Here is a 17080-nt window from a genome sequence, read left to right as displayed (position 1 = left end):
TACGCAGCGGCCAAAAGATCACAAAGATCACACAGACCTGAAGGCCTCATGCCCCCCACGCTCGCCTCGCTCGTCCACCACTCCGCGCTCAAGCTGACCGTGCGAGCGGGCGAGGACCGCCTGGATGTGCCCGTCCGCTGGGCGCACGTCAGCGAGCTCGCCGACCCCGTCCCCTACATGGAGGGCGGGGAACTGCTGCTGATCACCGCGCTCAAACTGGACGCGGAGGATCCCGAGGTCATGCGGCGCTATGTGAAGCGCCTGGCGGGCGCGGGCGTGGTCGGGCTCGGTTTCGCCGTCGGGGTCAACTACGAGGAGATCCCCGAGGCGCTCGTCGACGCGGCGGACAAAGAGGGGCTGCCGCTGCTCGAAGTGCCCCGGCGCACGCCCTTCCTCGCCATCAGCAAGGCCGTCTCCGCGGCCATCGCCGCCGACCAGTACCGGGCGGTCACGGCAGGGTTCGCCGCCCAGCGCGAGCTGACCAAGCAGGCGCTGGGCGGTGGGGCCGAGGGGCTGCTCACCGCGCTGGCCGGACAGGTCGACGGCTGGGACGGCTGCTGTACGACGCCTCGGGCGCCGTCGTCGCCACCGCACCCGAGTGGGCGGGCCGACGGGCCGCCCGGATCACCCCGGACGTGGAGCGGCTGCGGGAGCGGCCGGCGCCCGCGAGCGCGGTGGTCGGCGCGCCCGACAACGAGGACCGCGTCGAGCTGCACTCGCTCGGCACCGGCCGCCGGCCGCGCGCCGCGCTCGCCGTCGGCACGGCCGCCGCCCTCGGCACCGCCGAGCGGTACGCCGTGCACTCCGCGATCGCCCTGCTCACGCTGACCACCGAGCGGTCGCGCTCGCTGCACGCCGCCGAACAGCGGATCGGGGCGGCCGTCCTGCGCATGCTGCTGGCCGGGGAGTCCGATCACGCCCGGGCCGTCGCCGGGGATCTGTACGGTGCCCTGCTCGACGCTCCGTTCCGGCTGATCCTGGCCGAGTCGGCGTCCGCGTCGGCCGCGCGGGCGCATGCCGACAGGCACGCGCGCGTGGCGCCCACGAAGCGCTCGCCCGCCGCCGTCGCCGTGCCCGAGACCAACGGGGACCCGCTCGGCGGCCTCGCGGAGATCGTCGAGTCCGCCGCCGCCCGGTCCGGCGAGTCCGTGCTGCTCGTGCCCGACGGGGAGCGGCTCGTGGTGCTCGCCGTGGACGGGGGCGCCGCGGTCGCCGCCTGCGGGGAGTACGCGGCGGCGCTGGAGGCGGCGCGGGCCGCGACGCGGGAGCAGCCCGTGACCGACGAGGACGAGCTGGTCGTGGGGCTGTCGGCGCCGGCGGGACCGATCGCGGCGGGGGCCGCGTACAAGCAGGCCGAGCAGGCGCTGTCGGTGGCGCGGCGCCGTGGACGTTTCCTCGTCGAGCACGAGGAGCTGGCGGCCGGGTCCGTACTGCCGCTGCTCGCGGACGACGCGGTGCGGGCGTTCGCGGACGGGCTGCTGCGGGCGCTGCGCGAGCACGACGCGACGGGGCGGGGCGATCTCGTGGCGTCGCTGCGCGCCTGGCTGTCGCGGCACGGGCAGTGGGACGCGGCCGCGGCCGATCTGGGGGTGCACCGGCATACGCTGCGGTACCGGATGCGGCGGGTCGAGGAGATTCTGGGGCGGTCGCTGGACGATCCGGATGTGCGGATGGAGCTGTGGCTGGCGTTGAAGACGACGGCCGCGGCGGGAGAGTGAACCGGCGTCGGCGCGGGCGCTGCCGGGGGGTGTGACCCCGGGCGAGCCCGGCGGAGTCCGGCGACCGCGCCAAAGCGTCGCGTTCGGGTGGGGGAGTGCTACGACTCGGACAAACGATCCCTCGCCGTCCCGGCCCTACCGTGGACCCGAAAAGCCCAGCACACCTCAACCTCGGAAGGGCCGGGATTCACGCTATGCCAAACGAGAATGTGGCAGCCACCCACGCCTTCTGGCTCGCCGGCCGCCAGGCCACCGGTGAGACCACCTTCGACGTCACCTCTCCGTGGGACGGGCGGCTCGTCGGCAAGGTCTCCGTGCCCACCGAGGCGCAGACCGAGGAGGCCGTGGCCGCCGCGTACGCCGTGCGCGACGAGTTCGCCGCCACCCCGGCGCATGTGCGTGCCGCCGCCCTCGACCACGTCAGCAAGCGGCTCGTCGAGCGCACCGAGGAGATCGCCCAGCTGATCTCCGCCGAGAACGGCAAGCCGATCAAGTGGGCGCGCGGGGAGGTCGGGCGTGCCGTCTCCGTGTTCCGGTTCGCGGCCGAGGAGGCCCGGCGGTTCAACGGTGGCGAGGCTCAGCGGCTCGACACCGACGCGGGCGGCCAGGGCCGGCTGGCGCTGACCCGGCGGTTCCCGAAGGGTGTCGTGCTCGGCATCGCGCCGTTCAACTTCCCGCTCAACCTGTGTGCCCACAAGGTCGCCCCCGCGATCGCGGCCGGCGCGCCGATCATCCTGAAGCCCGCCCCCGCGACGCCGCTGTCGGGTCTCGTCATCGGTGACCTGCTCGCCGAGACCGACCTGCCCGCCGGTTCGTGGAGCATCCTGCCCGTGTCGAACGACCGGATGCCCGCTCTCGTCCAGGACGAGCGGCTGCCCGTCATCTCCTTCACCGGGTCCGAGAAGGTCGGTTACGCGATCATGGACTCGGTGCCGCGCAAGCACTGCACGCTGGAGCTCGGCGGCAACGGCGCGGCGGTCGTGCTCGCCGACTACGCGAGCGACGCGGACCTGGACTGGGCCGCCGGCCGTATCGCCACCTTCTCCAACTACCAGGGCGGGCAGTCCTGCATCTCCGTGCAGCGGGTGATCGCGGACGCGTCGGTGTACGAGCGGCTGCTGCCCCGGGTCGTCGCCGCCGTCGAGGCCCAGGTCACCGGTGACCCGTCGGACGACGCGACCGAAGTCGGCCCGCTGGTCAGCGAGGACGCCGCCAAGCGCGTCGAGTCGTGGGTGGACGAGGCCGCGCAGGCCGGTGCCCGGGTGCTGACGGGCGGCAAGCGCGAGGGTGCCTCGTACGCGCCGACCGTGCTCGTCGATGTGCCGGCCGACGTGACGCTCTCGTGCGAGGAGGTCTTCGGGCCCGTCCTCACCGTGCAGAAGGTGGAGGGGGAGGCGGCCGCCTTCGCCGCCGTCAACGAGTCGAAGTACGGGCTCCAGGCCGGTGTGTTCACGCACGACCTCCAGGCCGCCTTCCGGGCCCACCGTGCCCTGGAGGTCGGCGGTGTCGTCATCGGCGACGTGCCGTCCTACCGCGCCGACCAGATGCCCTACGGCGGCGTCAAGCAGTCAGGCGTCGGCCGCGAGGGCGTGAAGTTCGCGATGGACGACTACACCTACGAGCGGGTGCTGGTCCTGACGGGCCTCGCCCTCTGACCCGCCCGCACCGACTTCAACGGCCGGAGCCCGCTGTGCGGGGGCTCCGGCCGTTGTCGTGCGACGCCCGGGGTCACTCCAGCTTGTGACAATCGTTTTCATGTAGGGTGGGTGTCGTGAGCGGGGCCCGGCGCCGATGCCTTCCGGCGCCGGACCCCTTTCTGCCGTGCCGGCCTGTTCCGGACCCTCAACCGGAGAAGCCGACCTGCGCCAGCCGCAGCGGGCCGCGCAGCCTGAGGTGGACGTCGTGCACGCCGTCCGCGGCGAAGGCGGCCGTCACGGTGGTGTAGTCGTACGGCCCCTTCGTCGGGGGCAGGGTCAGCACCGCCGGTGGCGGGCCGCCGGCCAGGGAGATCTCGACGACGCCCTCGCCCGCGAGATCCGCGCTGACGCCCGAGACACCGGCCCCGAAGTCGCAGGCGCGGAAGACGAGTTCGCCCGTCCCGCCGTCCAGCGGTGTCACCGCGTCGCCCGACACCTTCGTACGGTCGACGATCTCGGTGTTCCGCTGGTCGTCGAAGTCGGCCGCCTTCAGGCCGAGCGCACGTACGGCGCGGGGGGCCGCCGCCTCGCCGGTCAGCTCGATCGTCGTACGCAGCCGGATGTCCTCGCTCGACGCGCCGACCAGGAGTTCGTACGACCCCGGCTCCACCCGTCGGCGGCCGTGCGCCACGTCCCAGAACGCGAAGGCGGCCGACGGGAGTGCGAAGGCCAGCTCCGCCGAGGCGCCGGGGGCGAGGCGCAGGCGGCGGTGGGCGGCCAGTTCGCGGCGCGGGCGCGGGACGGACGGGTCCACCGCCCGGATGTAGAGCTGGGCCACCTCGTCCGCCGCCCGGGAGCCCGTGTTGGTGACGGTGAAGGAGACCCGCACCGTGTCTTCGTCCGTGCGGTGTTCGAGCCCCTCGTACGCGAACGACGCGTACGACAGGCCGTGGCCGAACGGGAACAGGGGCGTGCCCTCGAAGTACAGATACGTCTGGCGGCTGCCGATCACGTCGTAGTCGAGGAGGCCGGGCAGGTCCGCGTCGTCCGCGTACCAGGTCTGCGGGAGCCGGCCCGCGGGGGAGACGTCGCCGGACAGGACGCGGGCCAGCGCGGTGCCCGCGGCCTGGCCGCCGTGCGCGGTCCACAGGGCGGCCGGGAGGTCGGCGTGGTCCACCGCGTACGGGTACGCCGAGACCAGGACCAGGGCGGTGGCCGGGTTCGCGGCGCGGGCGGCGCGCAGCAGCCGCTCCTGGTGGGCGGGCAGCCGCAGCGTCGTACGGTCCTCGGTCTCCCGGCCGTTGATGTGCGGATCGTTGCCCGCGAACACCAGGACCACGTCCGCCGCGGCGGCGACGCGCGTCACCGCGTCCTCGCCGCGCTCGGTCGACTCCAGTTCGAAGATCTCCGCGTCCCGCGGCTCCTGAGCGGCAACCTTCACGCCGTCGGCGGCGACACAGACGTACCTGCCCGTCCCTGTGTGCTTCAGGAGGTGGCCGTTGTCATGGGATTCGGAAGGTTCGAGGCGGAACGTCTCCTGGACGACCCAGCCGCCCGGCTGGTCCGCGGAGGCGCGTACGTACCCGTCGTCGGCGACCGAGAGGTAACGGCCGTCGGGCGCGCGCAGCGTCAGCACGCCCTCGCCCCAGTCGATCAGCGCGAGTTCGCTGCCGACGGCGTCGGTCGTGAGCGGAGGCAGGTCGGTGCGGCCCGCGAGCAGTGCCGGGTCCAGCGCGCCCTCGGCGCCGCGCGCCTCGTCGGCCGTGACCTCGGCCGCGTTCTCGGCCACGGGCACCCGCAGAAAGGCGCCCGACGACGTCCTCAGACGTACGCGGTCCACGCCCTCCGCGAAGTTGACGCGGTCGGCGCCGAAGCGTTCGTACAGGCCCTCCAGCGGGGTGGAGCGGTGCAGCAGGGTGCCGCTGTACCAGTCGAGCTTGCACTCGTCGGCGAGGAGGCCCACGGCCGCGATGCGCACCTCGGGGCCCAGCGGCAGCAGTCCCTCGTTCTTGAGCAGGACGACCGCCTGCTCCGCGGACTCCCGGGCGAGCGCGCGATGGGCCGCGGTGTCGAAGTCCAAGGTGCCGGCGTACGGGTCGAGGCGCGGGTCGAACTCGCCGAGCCGGAAACGGATCGCGAGCTGGCGGCGGACCGCCTCGTCGATGTCGGCCTCGCTCAACAGGCCCTGGACCAGGGCGCCGCGGACCCGCTCGACGATCTTGGAGCTGTCCGTGCCGTGGTCGGTGAAGCTGTCGACGCCGGCCAGGACCGCCGCCGCCGTCGCCTCCTCGTGGGTGTCGAAGTAGTGCTCGGAGTCGACCAGGTTGGAGGGCGCACCCGCGTCCGAGCAGACCAGCAGTTCCTGGTCCGTCCAGGTGCGCAGGTGCTCGCGCAGATAGGGCGAGACGTGGTTGGGGCGGCCGTTGACCAGGTTGTACGCGGGCATCACACCGGCCACCGCGCCCGCCTCGACCGTCTCGCGGAAGGCGCGCAGGTCGTACTCGTGCAGGACGCGCGGGCGGACCGAGGACGACGTGGTGTCGCGGTTCGTCTCGTTGTTGTGGGCCAGCCAGTGCTTGAGGACGGGCGCCGTGCGCCAGTAGGTGGGGTGGTCGCCGCGCAGCCCCCGGGTGTACGCCGTCGCGATCGCCGAGGTCAGCCTCGGGTCCTCCGAGTAGCCCTCCTCGCCCCGGCCCCACAGCGGGTGGCGCAGCAGATTGACCGTGGGGGACCAGACGTTGAGGCCGACCCGGTCGTCGCGGGCGCGCATCGCACGGGTCTCGGCCGAGACCGCCTCGCCGATCCGCCGTACCAGGTCGTCGTTCCAGGTCGCGCCGAGGCCCACGGCCTGCGGGAACACCGTCGCCGGGCCCATCCAGGCCACCCCGTGCAGCGCTTCCTGGCCGGTGCGGAACGCGGCGATGCCGAGGCGCTCGACGGCGGGCGTGAACTGGTGCAGGAACGCGATGCGTTCATCGAGCGTGAGCCGCGCCAGCAGGTCGTCGACGCGCTTCGCGAACGGCAGCCGCGGATCACGGAAAGACGGCGTAGGCGGCGTTTGTGCGGTCACGTGGAGATCCCTTTGCGATGGAGCGACGGGAGGCTTTCGAAGCGCTTCGATGCTCATTCGACGAAGGGGTGGGTGTCAAGACATCCCGGCGCAACAACTCCGTTTCCTGGCGGTGATTTGAGGCGACAGAAGAGGCGGGTCCCGTCCTCCACACCTCGGAGGAATCTTGGAATCGACCCTTGTGCACCCCCAGCGGTTCACTTAACCTCGCAGCAACATCGAAGCGCTTCGACTCGGGGAGAACGCCTCGCGTGCTCACATCCCTCCGATGTCCACCGCTTCCGCTCAGCCAGCAGTTCCACTCAAGACACCGCAGCCGACGGCTCTTCCGCCGGGTGTCCTGGTGCGCCATGAAGGGTTGACGCAATGACGCCGAACTCCGCCACCTCCGCCCCCAGCCGGAGAAGCTTCCTCGCTTCCACGGCGGTCGCCGCCGCGGCGGTCGCCGGAGGGATGCCGCTGCTCGCCGCCTGCGGCGGGTCGGACAGCGGCTCCAAGGAGGGCACGACCTCGGGCAAGGGTGCGCAGAAGATCCTTCCCGCCTTCGTGGCGCAGAACGTGGTGACGCCGGACATCGCGTCGAAGAACGGCTCCGCCCTCGGCTTCACCAGCGAGCTTTCGCTCGCAGACCTGAAGACCTCAGTGCCTCGGAAGCTCGGCAAGGGCAGCACCATCAAGATCATGTCACCGTTCTGGGGCTCGCCGCCGAAGAGCAGCAACCCCTACTACTCGGCGATGAACGCGAAGATCGGCGCCAACATCGTCTGGCAGAACCAGGACGGCAACACGTACGACGAGAAGCTGGGCGCGGTCCTCGCCTCCAGCGACATGCCGGACGTCGTGGTGATCCCCAGTTGGAACATGGGCGGCAAGATACCCAGCGCCATCATCAGCAAGATGGCCGACCTCGGCCCGTACCTCTCCGGCGACAAGATCAAGGACTACCCGAACCTCGCCGCCATCCCGAGCGACGCCTGGCAGTACTCCATCTTCGGCGGCAAGCTGCGCGGCCTGCCCCAGCCCGCGCCCACCGTCCCGGGCATCGTGCCCTTCTACCGCAAGGACGTCTTCGACGACAAGGGGTACGAACTCCCCACCACCGCCGACGCGTTCCTGGCCCTCGCCAAGGAGATCACCGACGCCAAGGCGAAGGTGTGGGCCTGCGACGACATGAAGTGGACGGCCTTCGGCATCTTCGGTGTGCTCTCCGGAAGCGAGAAGCCGCTCGGCTGGAACCTCGTCGACGGCAAACTGATCTACCGCGTCGAGACCGACGAGTACCTCGAAGCGCTGGAGTGGACGCGCAAGCTGTACGCCGCGGGTGTCGTCCACCCCGATGCCAAGGCGAAGAACCAGGGCAACGCGGGCCAGCGTTTCACCGACGGCCAGGTCCTGATGTACAACCAGAACATCTCGGACTGGTGGGGCAAGATGGCCGAACAGGCCACCCAGAACAAGGACTTCCGCATCGCGGGCATGGACATCTTCGGCCACGACGGGGGCGATCCCCAGTTGTGGTGCGGGTCGCCCGCGGGCATCTTCGCCTTCATCAACAAGAAGGCGTCGAAGGCCGTGATCCACGATGTGCTGGCCGCCGCGAACGTCACCGCCGCCCCGTACGGCACCAAGGAGTACATGCTCACCAACTACGGGGTGGAGGGCACGCACTACACCGTCAAGGACGGCATGCCGGTCAAGACCGACCAGGGCAACTTGGAGGTCCTGAACGCCTACGTCATGCTCGCCAGCCCCGCCCCGACCATCGCGCACCCCGACTTCCCGGACATCGCCAAGGAACAGGTGGAGTGGCAGCAGCGGATGGGCGCCTTCACCAAGAAGTCCTCCTTCTTCGGACTCCAGGTCACCGAACCGGCTCGCTACACCAACCTCTCCAACGACTTCGAGGATCTGGAGGACGACGTCGTCCGCGGCCGCAAGAAGATCAGCGACATGCAGCAGGCGGTGTCGGACTGGAAGAGCCAGGGCGGCGACAAGCTGCGGGACTGGTACAAGAAGCTGCTGGACGACAGCGGATCCGCGCAGGGGTGACGACGTGGCACACAGCACCACGCCGGGCGCCGCCGCGCGCACCGATCCGTCCTCGGCGACGGACACCGCCGAGCCGTCCGACGGCGGGAGCGGGTCCGCCAAGGCCGCCAGGCCCGCCGCTGTCTCCAAGGCGTCGAAGAAAGCCTTGAAGAAGGCCTCGGAGGGCGGCACTCTCAGGACCCGTCTCAAGCGGGACCGCACGCTGATCCTGATGACCCTGCCGGCCGTCCTGCTGGTCCTGGTCTTCAACTACATACCGATCCTGGGCAACGTCGTCGCCTTCCAGGAGTACGACCCGTACATCAGCGACAACGGCTTCGTCGCCATCTTCGAGAGCCCCTGGGTGGGCTTCGAGCAGTTCACCCGGATCCTCGATGACTCGGCGTTCTGGAACGCCGTCCAGAACACCTTCGTCCTGTTCTCCCTCCAGCTGTTGCTCTTCTTCCCCATCCCGATCCTGCTCGCGCTGCTCATCAACAGCGTGATCAGGCCCCGGGTGCGGGCGGTGTCGCAGGCGATCCTCTACCTGCCGCACTTCTTCTCCTGGGTGCTGGTCATCACCGTCTTCCAGCAGATCTTCGGTGGCGCCGGCATCATCGCGCAGACCCTGCGGCAGCACGGGTATGAGGGCTTCGACCTCATGACCGACCCGGGGATCTTCAAATTCCTGGTGACGTCCGAGGGAGTCTGGAAAGACGCGGGCTGGGGCATCATCGTCTTCCTCGCCGCGCTGGCTTCCGTCAGTCCCGACCTGTACGAGGCCGCGGCGATGGACGGGGCCGGGCGATGGCGCCGGATGTGGCACGTCACGCTGCCCGCGCTGCGCCCGGTGATCGCCCTGCTGCTGGTGCTGCGCGTCGGTGACGCGCTCACGGTCGGCTTCGAGCAGATCCTGCTGCAACGCGACGCGGTCGGGCCGGGCGCGTCGGACGTCCTCGACACCTTCGTGTGGTGGAACGGCGTCCGTAACCAGGACTTCAGTTACGCGGCGGCGGCGGGCCTGATCAAGGGCGTGGTCAGCCTCGGCCTTGTCCTCGCCGCGAACAAGGTCGCCCATCTCATGGGCGAGCAGGGGGTGTACAAGAAGTGAGCACCGTGACCGAACAACGGCCGAAGGCCCCCGGCCGCTGGGCCGCCCCGCCGAGGCCCGTCTGGGAGGAGGAGCCCGGCAAGGCCGGGCTCGCGGGCAAGGGCATTGCCCTGGCCGGTGCCTGCCTCGGCGTCCTGTTCCCGCTGTGGATCGTCATCGTCACCAGCCTGTCCTCGAAGAAGGTCATCTCCGACGCCGGCGGCCTGGTGGTCATCCCCAAGGGCATCAGCTTCATTGCCTACCAGGAGCTGCTGAGCGGCGGTCAGGTCACCTGCGCCACCCTCGTCAGCCTGGGCGTCACCCTCGTCGGCACGCTGTTCTCGATGACGGTGTCCGTCCTAGCGGCGTACGGGCTGTCCCGCATCGGGTCGGTCGGGCACCGCTGGTTCCTGATGACCCTGCTCGCCACGATGTTCTTCGGCGCAGGCCTCATCCCCACGTATCTGCTGGTGCAGTCGTTGGGCCTGACGGACACGTATCTCGCGCTCATCCTGCCGAGCGCCATCAGTGTCTTCAACATCCTGGTGCTGCGCGGGTTCTTCATGGGTATCTCGCAGGAGCTCGTCGACAGCGCGCGGATCGACGGCGCGGGGGACTGGCGGATCCTCTGGCAGATCGTGATGCCGCTGTCCCGCGCGGTCATCGCCGTGATCACGCTCTTCTACGCCGTCGGCTACTGGAGCGCCTGGTTCAACGCGTCGATCTACCTGAGCGACCAGGACATGATGCCGCTGCAGAACGTCATGATCCAGCTCGTCCAGAAGCAGGAGCCACCGGTCGGCATGGGCCAGGCCATCAAGACGGGCCAGGTGTCCGCACTCGCCGTCCAGATGGCCGTCATGGTGCTGGCCCTGCTGCCGGTCGCCGTTCTCTCGCCCTTCGTCCAGCGGCACTTCAAGAAGGGCATGCTGACCGGCGCGGTGAAGGGCTGACGCCCGGTTGGAAGTGCCGGGGAGCCGCGGGGCGTCCGTTCACCGCGGGCAGTGGGTGGCTGGTCGCGCCCACGCGGCGGAGCCGCACGATGTCACAGCCTCGAGCCCCTGAGAGAAGGGGCGCTCCCCCCGCCTCTCCAGAACTCCCCTCTCCCAGAACGAGGTATGTCATGCGCACGCCCCGCCCGAGCAGACGAACCGTCCTCGCCGGGACCGCCGCGGCCGCCGCGCTCACGGCCGTCCCCGCCGTGGGGTCCCAGGCGCACGCCGCCGAAACCACCGCCGGCCCGTCGTACCGCTGGCGCAACGCCGTCATCGGGGGCACCGGCTTCGTCACCGGCGTGCTCTTCCACCCCTCCGTACGCGGTCTCGCCTACGCCCGGACCGACATCGGCGGCGCCTACCGCTGGGACGACCGCGGCGCCCGCTGGACCCCGCTCATCGACCACCTCGGCTGGGACGACTGGAACCTCCTCGGCGTCGAGGCGATGGCCGTCGACCCCACGCACCCGGACCGGCTCTACCTCGCCGTGGGCACCTACGCCCAGTCGTGGGCGGGCAACGGCGCGGTCCTGCGCTCCGAGGACCGCGGCGCCACCTGGACCCGCACCGACCTGACCGTGAAGCTCGGCGGCAACGAGGACGGCCGCGGCGCCGGTGAGCGACTCCTCGTCGACCCGCGCGACAGCGACACCCTCTGGCTGGGCACGCGGCACGACGGGCTGCTCAAGTCGACCGACCGGGGCGCCACTTGGGCAGCCGCGACCGCCTTCCCGGCGAAGGCGAACTCCTCCGGGCAGGGAGTCGTGTTCCTCGTCGCCGCCGGGCGCACCGTCTACGCCGGCTGGGGTGACGGCGACGGCACCTCGGGCACGGCGAACCTGTACCGCACGGCCGACGGCACGACCTGGGGGGCCGTCCCCGGCCGGCCCTCCGGCACCTCCGCCAAGGTCCCGCTCCGCGCCGCGTACGACACGCACACCCGCGAGCTGTACGTGACGTACGGCGACGCACCCGGCCCGGGCGGCCAGTCCGACGGCAGCGTGCACAAGCTGCGTACCGCCACGGGGACGTGGACCGAGGTCACCCCGGTGAAGCCGGGCGGGACGACGAGCGACGGCTCGGCGGACACCTTCGCCTACGGCGGGGTCGCCGTCGACGCCCGCCGCCCCGGCACCCTCGTCGTCTCCACCAACAACCGCTGGGCCGACGGCGACACGGTCTTCCGGTCCACGGACGGCGGCCGTACCTGGACGTCCCTCAAGGACGCCGCCGTGTTCGACGTGTCCGAGACTCCCTTCCTCGACTGGGGCGACGACAAGCCGAAGTTCGGCTGGTGGATCCAGGCGCTCGCGGTCGACCCGTACGACTCCCAGCACGTCGTGTACGGGACCGGCGCGACCCTCTACGGCACCCGCGACCTCAAGCGCTGGGCACCGCGGATCCGCGGCCTGGAGGAGAGCGCCGTGCGCCAACTGATCTCGCCCCCGGTCGGGGAGGCACACCTGATCAGCGGACTCGGGGACATCGGTGTGATGTACCACGAGCGGCTCACGGCGTCTCCGTCGCGCGGCATGGCGACGAACCCCGTGTTCGGGTCGGCGACGGGACTCGCGCAGGCCGCGGCCAGGCCGGCGTATGTCGTCCGCACGGGCTGGGGCGACCACGGCAACGGCGCGTACTCCCACGACGGCGGGCGGACCTGGGCGCCCTTCGAGGCCCAGCCCGACATCGCCAAGGACGCACCGGGACCGATCGCCACCAGTGCCGACGGCGGCACACTGCTGTGGTCCTTCGTGCACTGGGACGGCACGACGTACGCGGCCCACCGCTCGACGGACAACGGCGCGAGCTGGTCCGAGGTCTCCTCCTTCCCGAAGGGCGCCACACCGGTCGCCGACCCGGCCGATCCGACGCGCTTCTACGCCTACGACTTCGACAATGGAACGCTATACGCCAGCACTGACAGTGGCCGTTCGTTCACGGCCCGTGCGGGCGGACTGCCCTCCGGCGACAGCCAGTTCAAGCTGGTCGCGGCGCCGGGACGAAGCGGCGACCTGTGGCTCTCCGCCAAATGGAACGGGCTCTACCGGTCCACCGACGGCGGGGACACCTTCGCCAGGATCGACAGCTGCTGGGCCTCGTACACCCTCGGCTTCGGCAAGGCGGCCGACGGCGCCGACTACCCGGCGATCTACCAGGTCGGCTCGACGGAGACCATCACCGCCGTCTACCGCTCCGACGACGCCGCCAGGACATGGGTCCGGATCAACGACGACGCCCACCAGTGGGGGTGGATCGGCGAGGCCGTCGTCGGTGACCCGCGCATCCACGGCCGGGTCTACCTCGCCACCAACGGGCGCGGCATCCAGTACGGGGAGCCGGTCTGATGCCCGGGCTCACGGATGCCACCCGGGGCCGCATCCTGTTCGGTGGCGACTACAACCCCGAGCAGTGGCCCGAGGAGGTCTGGCAGGAGGACGTACGCCTCATGAAGGAGGCCGGCGTCAACTCCGTCACCGTCGGCGTCTTCTCCTGGGCCGAGCTCGAACCCACCCCGGGGGCGAGGGAGTTCGGCTGGCTCGACCGGCTCATGGACCTGATGCACGAGAACGGCATCGGCGTCGTCCTGGCCACCCCCACCGCCTCGCCCCCGCCCTGGATGGGGCGCCTGCACCCCGAGACCCTGCCCCGCGACGAGGACGGCCGCATCGAGTGGTGGGGCGGCCGCCAGCACTTCGCCCACTCCAGTGCCGTCTACCGGCGCTACGCCGCCGCCATCACCGAGGACCTCGCCGCCCGCTACGGCGGCCATCCCGCCCTCACGATGTGGCACATCAACAACGAGTACTGCACCTACGACTGGGGCGACGAGGCGGCCACCGCCTTCCGCCGCTGGCTCCAGGGCAGGTACGGCACGCTCGACGCACTCAACACGGCCTGGGGCACGGCCTTCTGGAGCCAGGGCTACGACGACTGGGAAGGCATCCTCCCGCCGCGCCACGCCCACTACATGAACAACCCCACCCAGGTGCTCGACTTCAAGCGCTTCACCTCCGACGCACTCATGGAGTGCTTCGTCGCCGAACGTGACATCGTCGCCCGGCACACCCCGAACATCCCCGTGACCAGCAACTTCATGCCGTTCTGGCAGGGCCAGGACGCCTGGGCGTGGGCCGGCCGGGAGGACGTCGTCTCGGTCGACAGCTATCCGGACCCGCGCGATCCGCTGGGCGGTCAGTACGGTGCGCTCATCCACGACATGACCCGCTCGCAGGCCCGCGGCGGCCCCTGGATGGTCATGGAGCAGGCGGCGGGCCCGGTCAACTGGCGCGGGGTCAACCACCCCAAGCCGCCCGGCCTCAACCGTCTCTGGTCGCTCCAGGCCGTGGCCCGCGGCGCCGACGCCGTCTGCTACTTCCAGTGGCGACAGTCCCGGCAGGGCGCCGAGAAGTTCCACTCCGGAATGGTCAGCCACGCGGGGGAGCGGGGCCGCACCTTCCAGGAGGTCAAGCGCATCGGGGCGGAACTCGCCCTGCTGAGCGAGAAGGTGGCGGACACTCGGGTCACGGGTGCCGATGTCGCCGTACTGCTCGACTGGAACGCCTGGTGGGCGAGCGGGCAGGACGGTCGGCTGTCCGGCGAGGTCGACTACCCCGCGGTCGTACGCGCCTGGCACCGCGCCCTGTGGGAAGCGAACGTCACCGCCTCCTTCGCCCACCCCGAGCACGACCTGTCCGCGTACAAGCTGGTCGTCCTCCCGCAGCTGTATCTCCTGACGGACACGGCGATCGACAACCTCGTCGCATACGTACGGGGTGGCGGCACCGTGGTCTCCGGCTTCCTGACCGGCGTCGCCGACCAGGACGACCGGGTGCGCCAGGGCGGCATGGACGAGCGGTTGCGGAAGCTCTTCGGCATCCGCACCCTGCACGAATGGTGGCCGCTCGACGCCGACGAGAAGGTCGGCGTAGAGGGCTTCCGCGGCACTCTGTGGTCCGAGGAGATCGAGGCCGCGGACGAGGCCTACGCCGTCATCCCCTACAAGGGGGGCGAGCTGGACGGTCTTCCGGCCGTACTGCGCAAGGGCCGCGCCTGGTACCTGTCCACCCTTCCCGAGCCGGCGGCGCTGTGGCCGCTGCTCGCCGGGATCGCCGAGGACGCGGGCGTACGGCCGGCGCTCGACCACCTCCCGGCGGGCGTGGAGGCGGTACGCCGGGGCGAGCTACTGTTCCTGCTCCACCACGGGCGGGACACGGTGACCGTGCCGGTACCCGGACGCCACCGCGACCTGCTGACCGGCGAGGACGTCGTCGATGCCGTGGAGCTGGGGCGGTACGGCGCGGCGGTACTGGAGGCGGCGCCATGAGCGAGCCCGTGCACGGCACCTGGGAGGCCGCCCCCGCCACCCGCTGGGAGGACGCCTTCCTGAGTGGCAACGGCCGCCATGGCGTCATGGTGTTCGGTGATCCGAACGATGACCGTGTCATCGTCAATCATCACACCCTGATCCGCCCCAACGGCAGCGCGGACGCCGGCCCGCCCGCGCTGGCGGACCGGCTCCCCGGCCTCCAGGACCGCTTGCTGGCGGGCGACACCACGGCCGGCGAGGACTTCACCGACGGTCGGCCGCTGCTGTGGGTGCGGCCCTTCCACCCGGCGTTCCGGATACGGCTGCGCCGCCCGGCCCCCGAGCGGCGCTCGTACCGGCGCCATGTCGACTTCACCACCGGAGTCGTCGGCGCCGACGGCGGCGGCCGCAGCGAGGTCTTCGTCTCCCGCGCCGACGACGTCGTGGTCCAGCGCGTGACCGGACCCGGCCTCACCCTCGACGTGACGCTGGACCACCGGCTGCCGGGCGCGCCGAGGGACCTGGCGGTGGGGCACGGCGCCGTCCTCACCTCCGAGGGCGCCCTCCTCACCCTGCGGGCCCGCTACCCCGGCGGCGACCTGGCGTACACGGGCGTGACGCTCGCCGTGGTGAGCGGCGGCCGGACCCGGACGGCGCTGCCCGGTCTGCGGGTCGAGGGGGCGGCCTCGCTGCTCCTGCTCACCCGCGTACGGCGGCACACCGGGGAGCTGGACGTCCTGGCCGAGGCCAGGGAACTGCGCGCCCTGCTGCCCGGTGACGAGGAGGACGCGTACCCCCACCTCCTGGCCCGCCACACCGCCCTCCACCGCACCGCCTACCTCCGCGCGGGTCTGGACCTCGGCGCCGACCCCACCGAACGCGCCCTCCCTGGTTCGGAGTTGGTCCGCCGCCCGAAGAGCCCCGCCCTCCTCGAACGCCTCTTCGCGGCCGGCCGCTACCACCTCCTGTCCTCCGCCGGGATGCTTCCCCCACGGCTGACCGGCCTGTGGACCGGGGACTGGGACACCGCGTGGGCGGGGGCCTTCACCACCGACGCCAATGTCAATCTGCAGACGGCGTCGGCCGCCGCAGCCGCCCTCCCGGAGGTCTCCGAGGCTCATGCCGCCCTGGTGCACGGCCAGTTGCCGCACTGGCGCGACAACGCCCGGGCGATCTTCGGTACCCGTGGCGTCGTCGCCCCCGCGCACACCGACGGTGAGTCCGGGCACATCTACCACCTCAGCCGCGAGTACCCCCTGCATGTGTGGACCGCGGGCGCCGACTGGCTCCTGAAGCCCCTCGTGGACCATGACGAGACGAGCGGGGCGCGCGACCCGCGGCTGGCGGTCGCGCTCGCCGAAGTGGCGTACTTCTACGAGGACTTCCTCACCCGGACCGACAAGAACGGTCATCTCGTCGTCGTGCCGTCGTACTCCCCGGAGAACCGTCCCGCGAACGCGAGCTGGATCACCCTCAACGCCGCCATGGACCTCTCGGCGGCGCGGCACGCCCTCCTCACGGCGGCCCACTACCACCCGGGACCCGACGCCGAGCGCCTGCGCGCGCTCGCCGACCGGCTGCCCCCGCACCGCGTCAACGCCGACGGCGCCCTCGCCGAGTGGGCCTGGCCCGGTCTCGACGACACCTACGACCACCGGCACCTGAGCCACCTCTACGGGGTCTGGCCCCTCGACGAGATCAACCCGTACGACACCCCCGAACTCGCCGCCGCCGCCCATCGCGCCCTCGAACTGCGCGGCGCCGAGAACGACTCCGCGCACGGCCACCTCCACCACGCCCTGATCGCGGCCCGGCTGCGCGACGCCGACCGGGTGGCGGGCGCCCTCGGCAACGTACTGGCCGGGGACTTCTTCCATGTCTCCCTGATGAGCGGGCACTACCCGAACCGCCACGTCTACAACGCGGACGCCGCCCACACGCTGCCCGCCGTGATCATCGAGGCGCTGATCCAGTCCACGCCCGGGCGGCTCGTCCTCTTTCCCGCCCTGCCGACCGCGTATCCGACGGGCCGATTGCGCGGCGTCCGCACCCGCTTCGGCGCCGAGGTCGACCTGACCTGGGGCCCCGGGGAGCGCACGGCCGTCATCCGCCCGACGCGCACCCTGCGCGTCGACCTCAGGACTTCCTCCGGCGCACGACCCCTCGATCTCGTCGCCGGAGAGGACTGCGTCCTCACCCTGGGGCCGCAGTAGCACCAGGCACTCCCCCCACC

At 71.4% G+C, this 17080-nt stretch carries 8 protein-coding genes and 1 pseudogene; 8 read left to right on the top strand and 1 reads right to left on the bottom strand.

Annotated features, from left to right (window positions below; all coding sequences use genetic code 11):
* Positions 1-48 precede the first annotated feature (48 nt).
* Positions 49-1718: pseudogene (locus GTY58_RS13525) on the top strand (PucR family transcriptional regulator).
* Between the two features lie 209 nt (positions 1719-1927).
* Positions 1928-3373, top strand: coding sequence for an aldehyde dehydrogenase family protein (locus GTY58_RS13520; RefSeq protein WP_010984015.1), 1446 nt, complete (start codon positions 1928-1930; stop codon positions 3371-3373).
* 187 nt (positions 3374-3560) lie between these two features.
* Here GTY58_RS13520 and GTY58_RS13515 read toward each other — a convergent pair whose 3' ends face one another.
* Positions 3561-6425: a glycoside hydrolase family 3 C-terminal domain-containing protein gene (locus GTY58_RS13515; protein WP_010984014.1), complete on the bottom strand. Its 2865-nt coding sequence runs from the start codon at positions 6423-6425 to the stop codon at positions 3561-3563.
* Between the two features lie 366 nt (positions 6426-6791).
* On the opposite strand from GTY58_RS13515, the gene GTY58_RS13510 reads away from it, so the two are divergent.
* The 6 genes from GTY58_RS13510 to GTY58_RS13485 all read left to right on the top strand — a co-directional run bounded on the left by GTY58_RS13510 (position 6792) and on the right by GTY58_RS13485 (position 17060).
* Positions 6792-8474 carry an extracellular solute-binding protein gene (locus tag GTY58_RS13510; protein WP_010984013.1) on the top strand — a complete coding sequence of 561 codons (1683 nt, stop codon included), beginning with the start codon at positions 6792-6794 and terminating at the stop codon, positions 8472-8474.
* A gap of 4 nt (positions 8475-8478) precedes the next feature.
* Positions 8479-9564, top strand: coding sequence for an ABC transporter permease subunit (locus tag GTY58_RS13505; protein ID WP_010984012.1), 1086 nt, complete (start codon positions 8479-8481; stop codon positions 9562-9564).
* Positions 9561-10496, top strand: coding sequence for a carbohydrate ABC transporter permease (locus tag GTY58_RS13500; protein ID WP_010984011.1), 936 nt, complete (start codon positions 9561-9563; stop codon positions 10494-10496). The genes GTY58_RS13505 and GTY58_RS13500 overlap by 4 nt, the downstream gene beginning before the upstream one ends.
* A 170-nt stretch (positions 10497-10666) precedes the next feature.
* Positions 10667-12886: a sialidase family protein gene (locus GTY58_RS13495; RefSeq protein WP_010984010.1), complete on the top strand. Its 2220-nt coding sequence runs from the start codon at positions 10667-10669 to the stop codon at positions 12884-12886.
* Positions 12886-14865 (top strand): beta-galactosidase, encoded by a 1980-nt coding sequence (locus tag GTY58_RS13490; protein WP_010984009.1) that lies wholly within the window; start codon positions 12886-12888, stop codon positions 14863-14865. The genes GTY58_RS13495 and GTY58_RS13490 overlap by 1 nt, the downstream gene beginning before the upstream one ends.
* The gene (locus GTY58_RS13485) at positions 14862-17060 is read left to right on the top strand and encodes a glycoside hydrolase N-terminal domain-containing protein (RefSeq protein ID WP_010984008.1); all 2199 of its coding nucleotides are present in this window, start codon (positions 14862-14864) and stop codon (positions 17058-17060) included. Before GTY58_RS13490 ends, GTY58_RS13485 begins: the two co-directional genes overlap by 4 nt.
* Positions 17061-17080: the final 20 nt, after the last annotated feature.

This window comes from Streptomyces sp. SID5469 (genome assembly GCF_009862865.1).
GTDB classification, from domain to species: Bacteria; Actinomycetota; Actinomycetes; order Streptomycetales; family Streptomycetaceae; genus Streptomyces; species Streptomyces avermitilis.
This window is presented reverse-complemented; position numbering and strand designations above follow the sequence as displayed.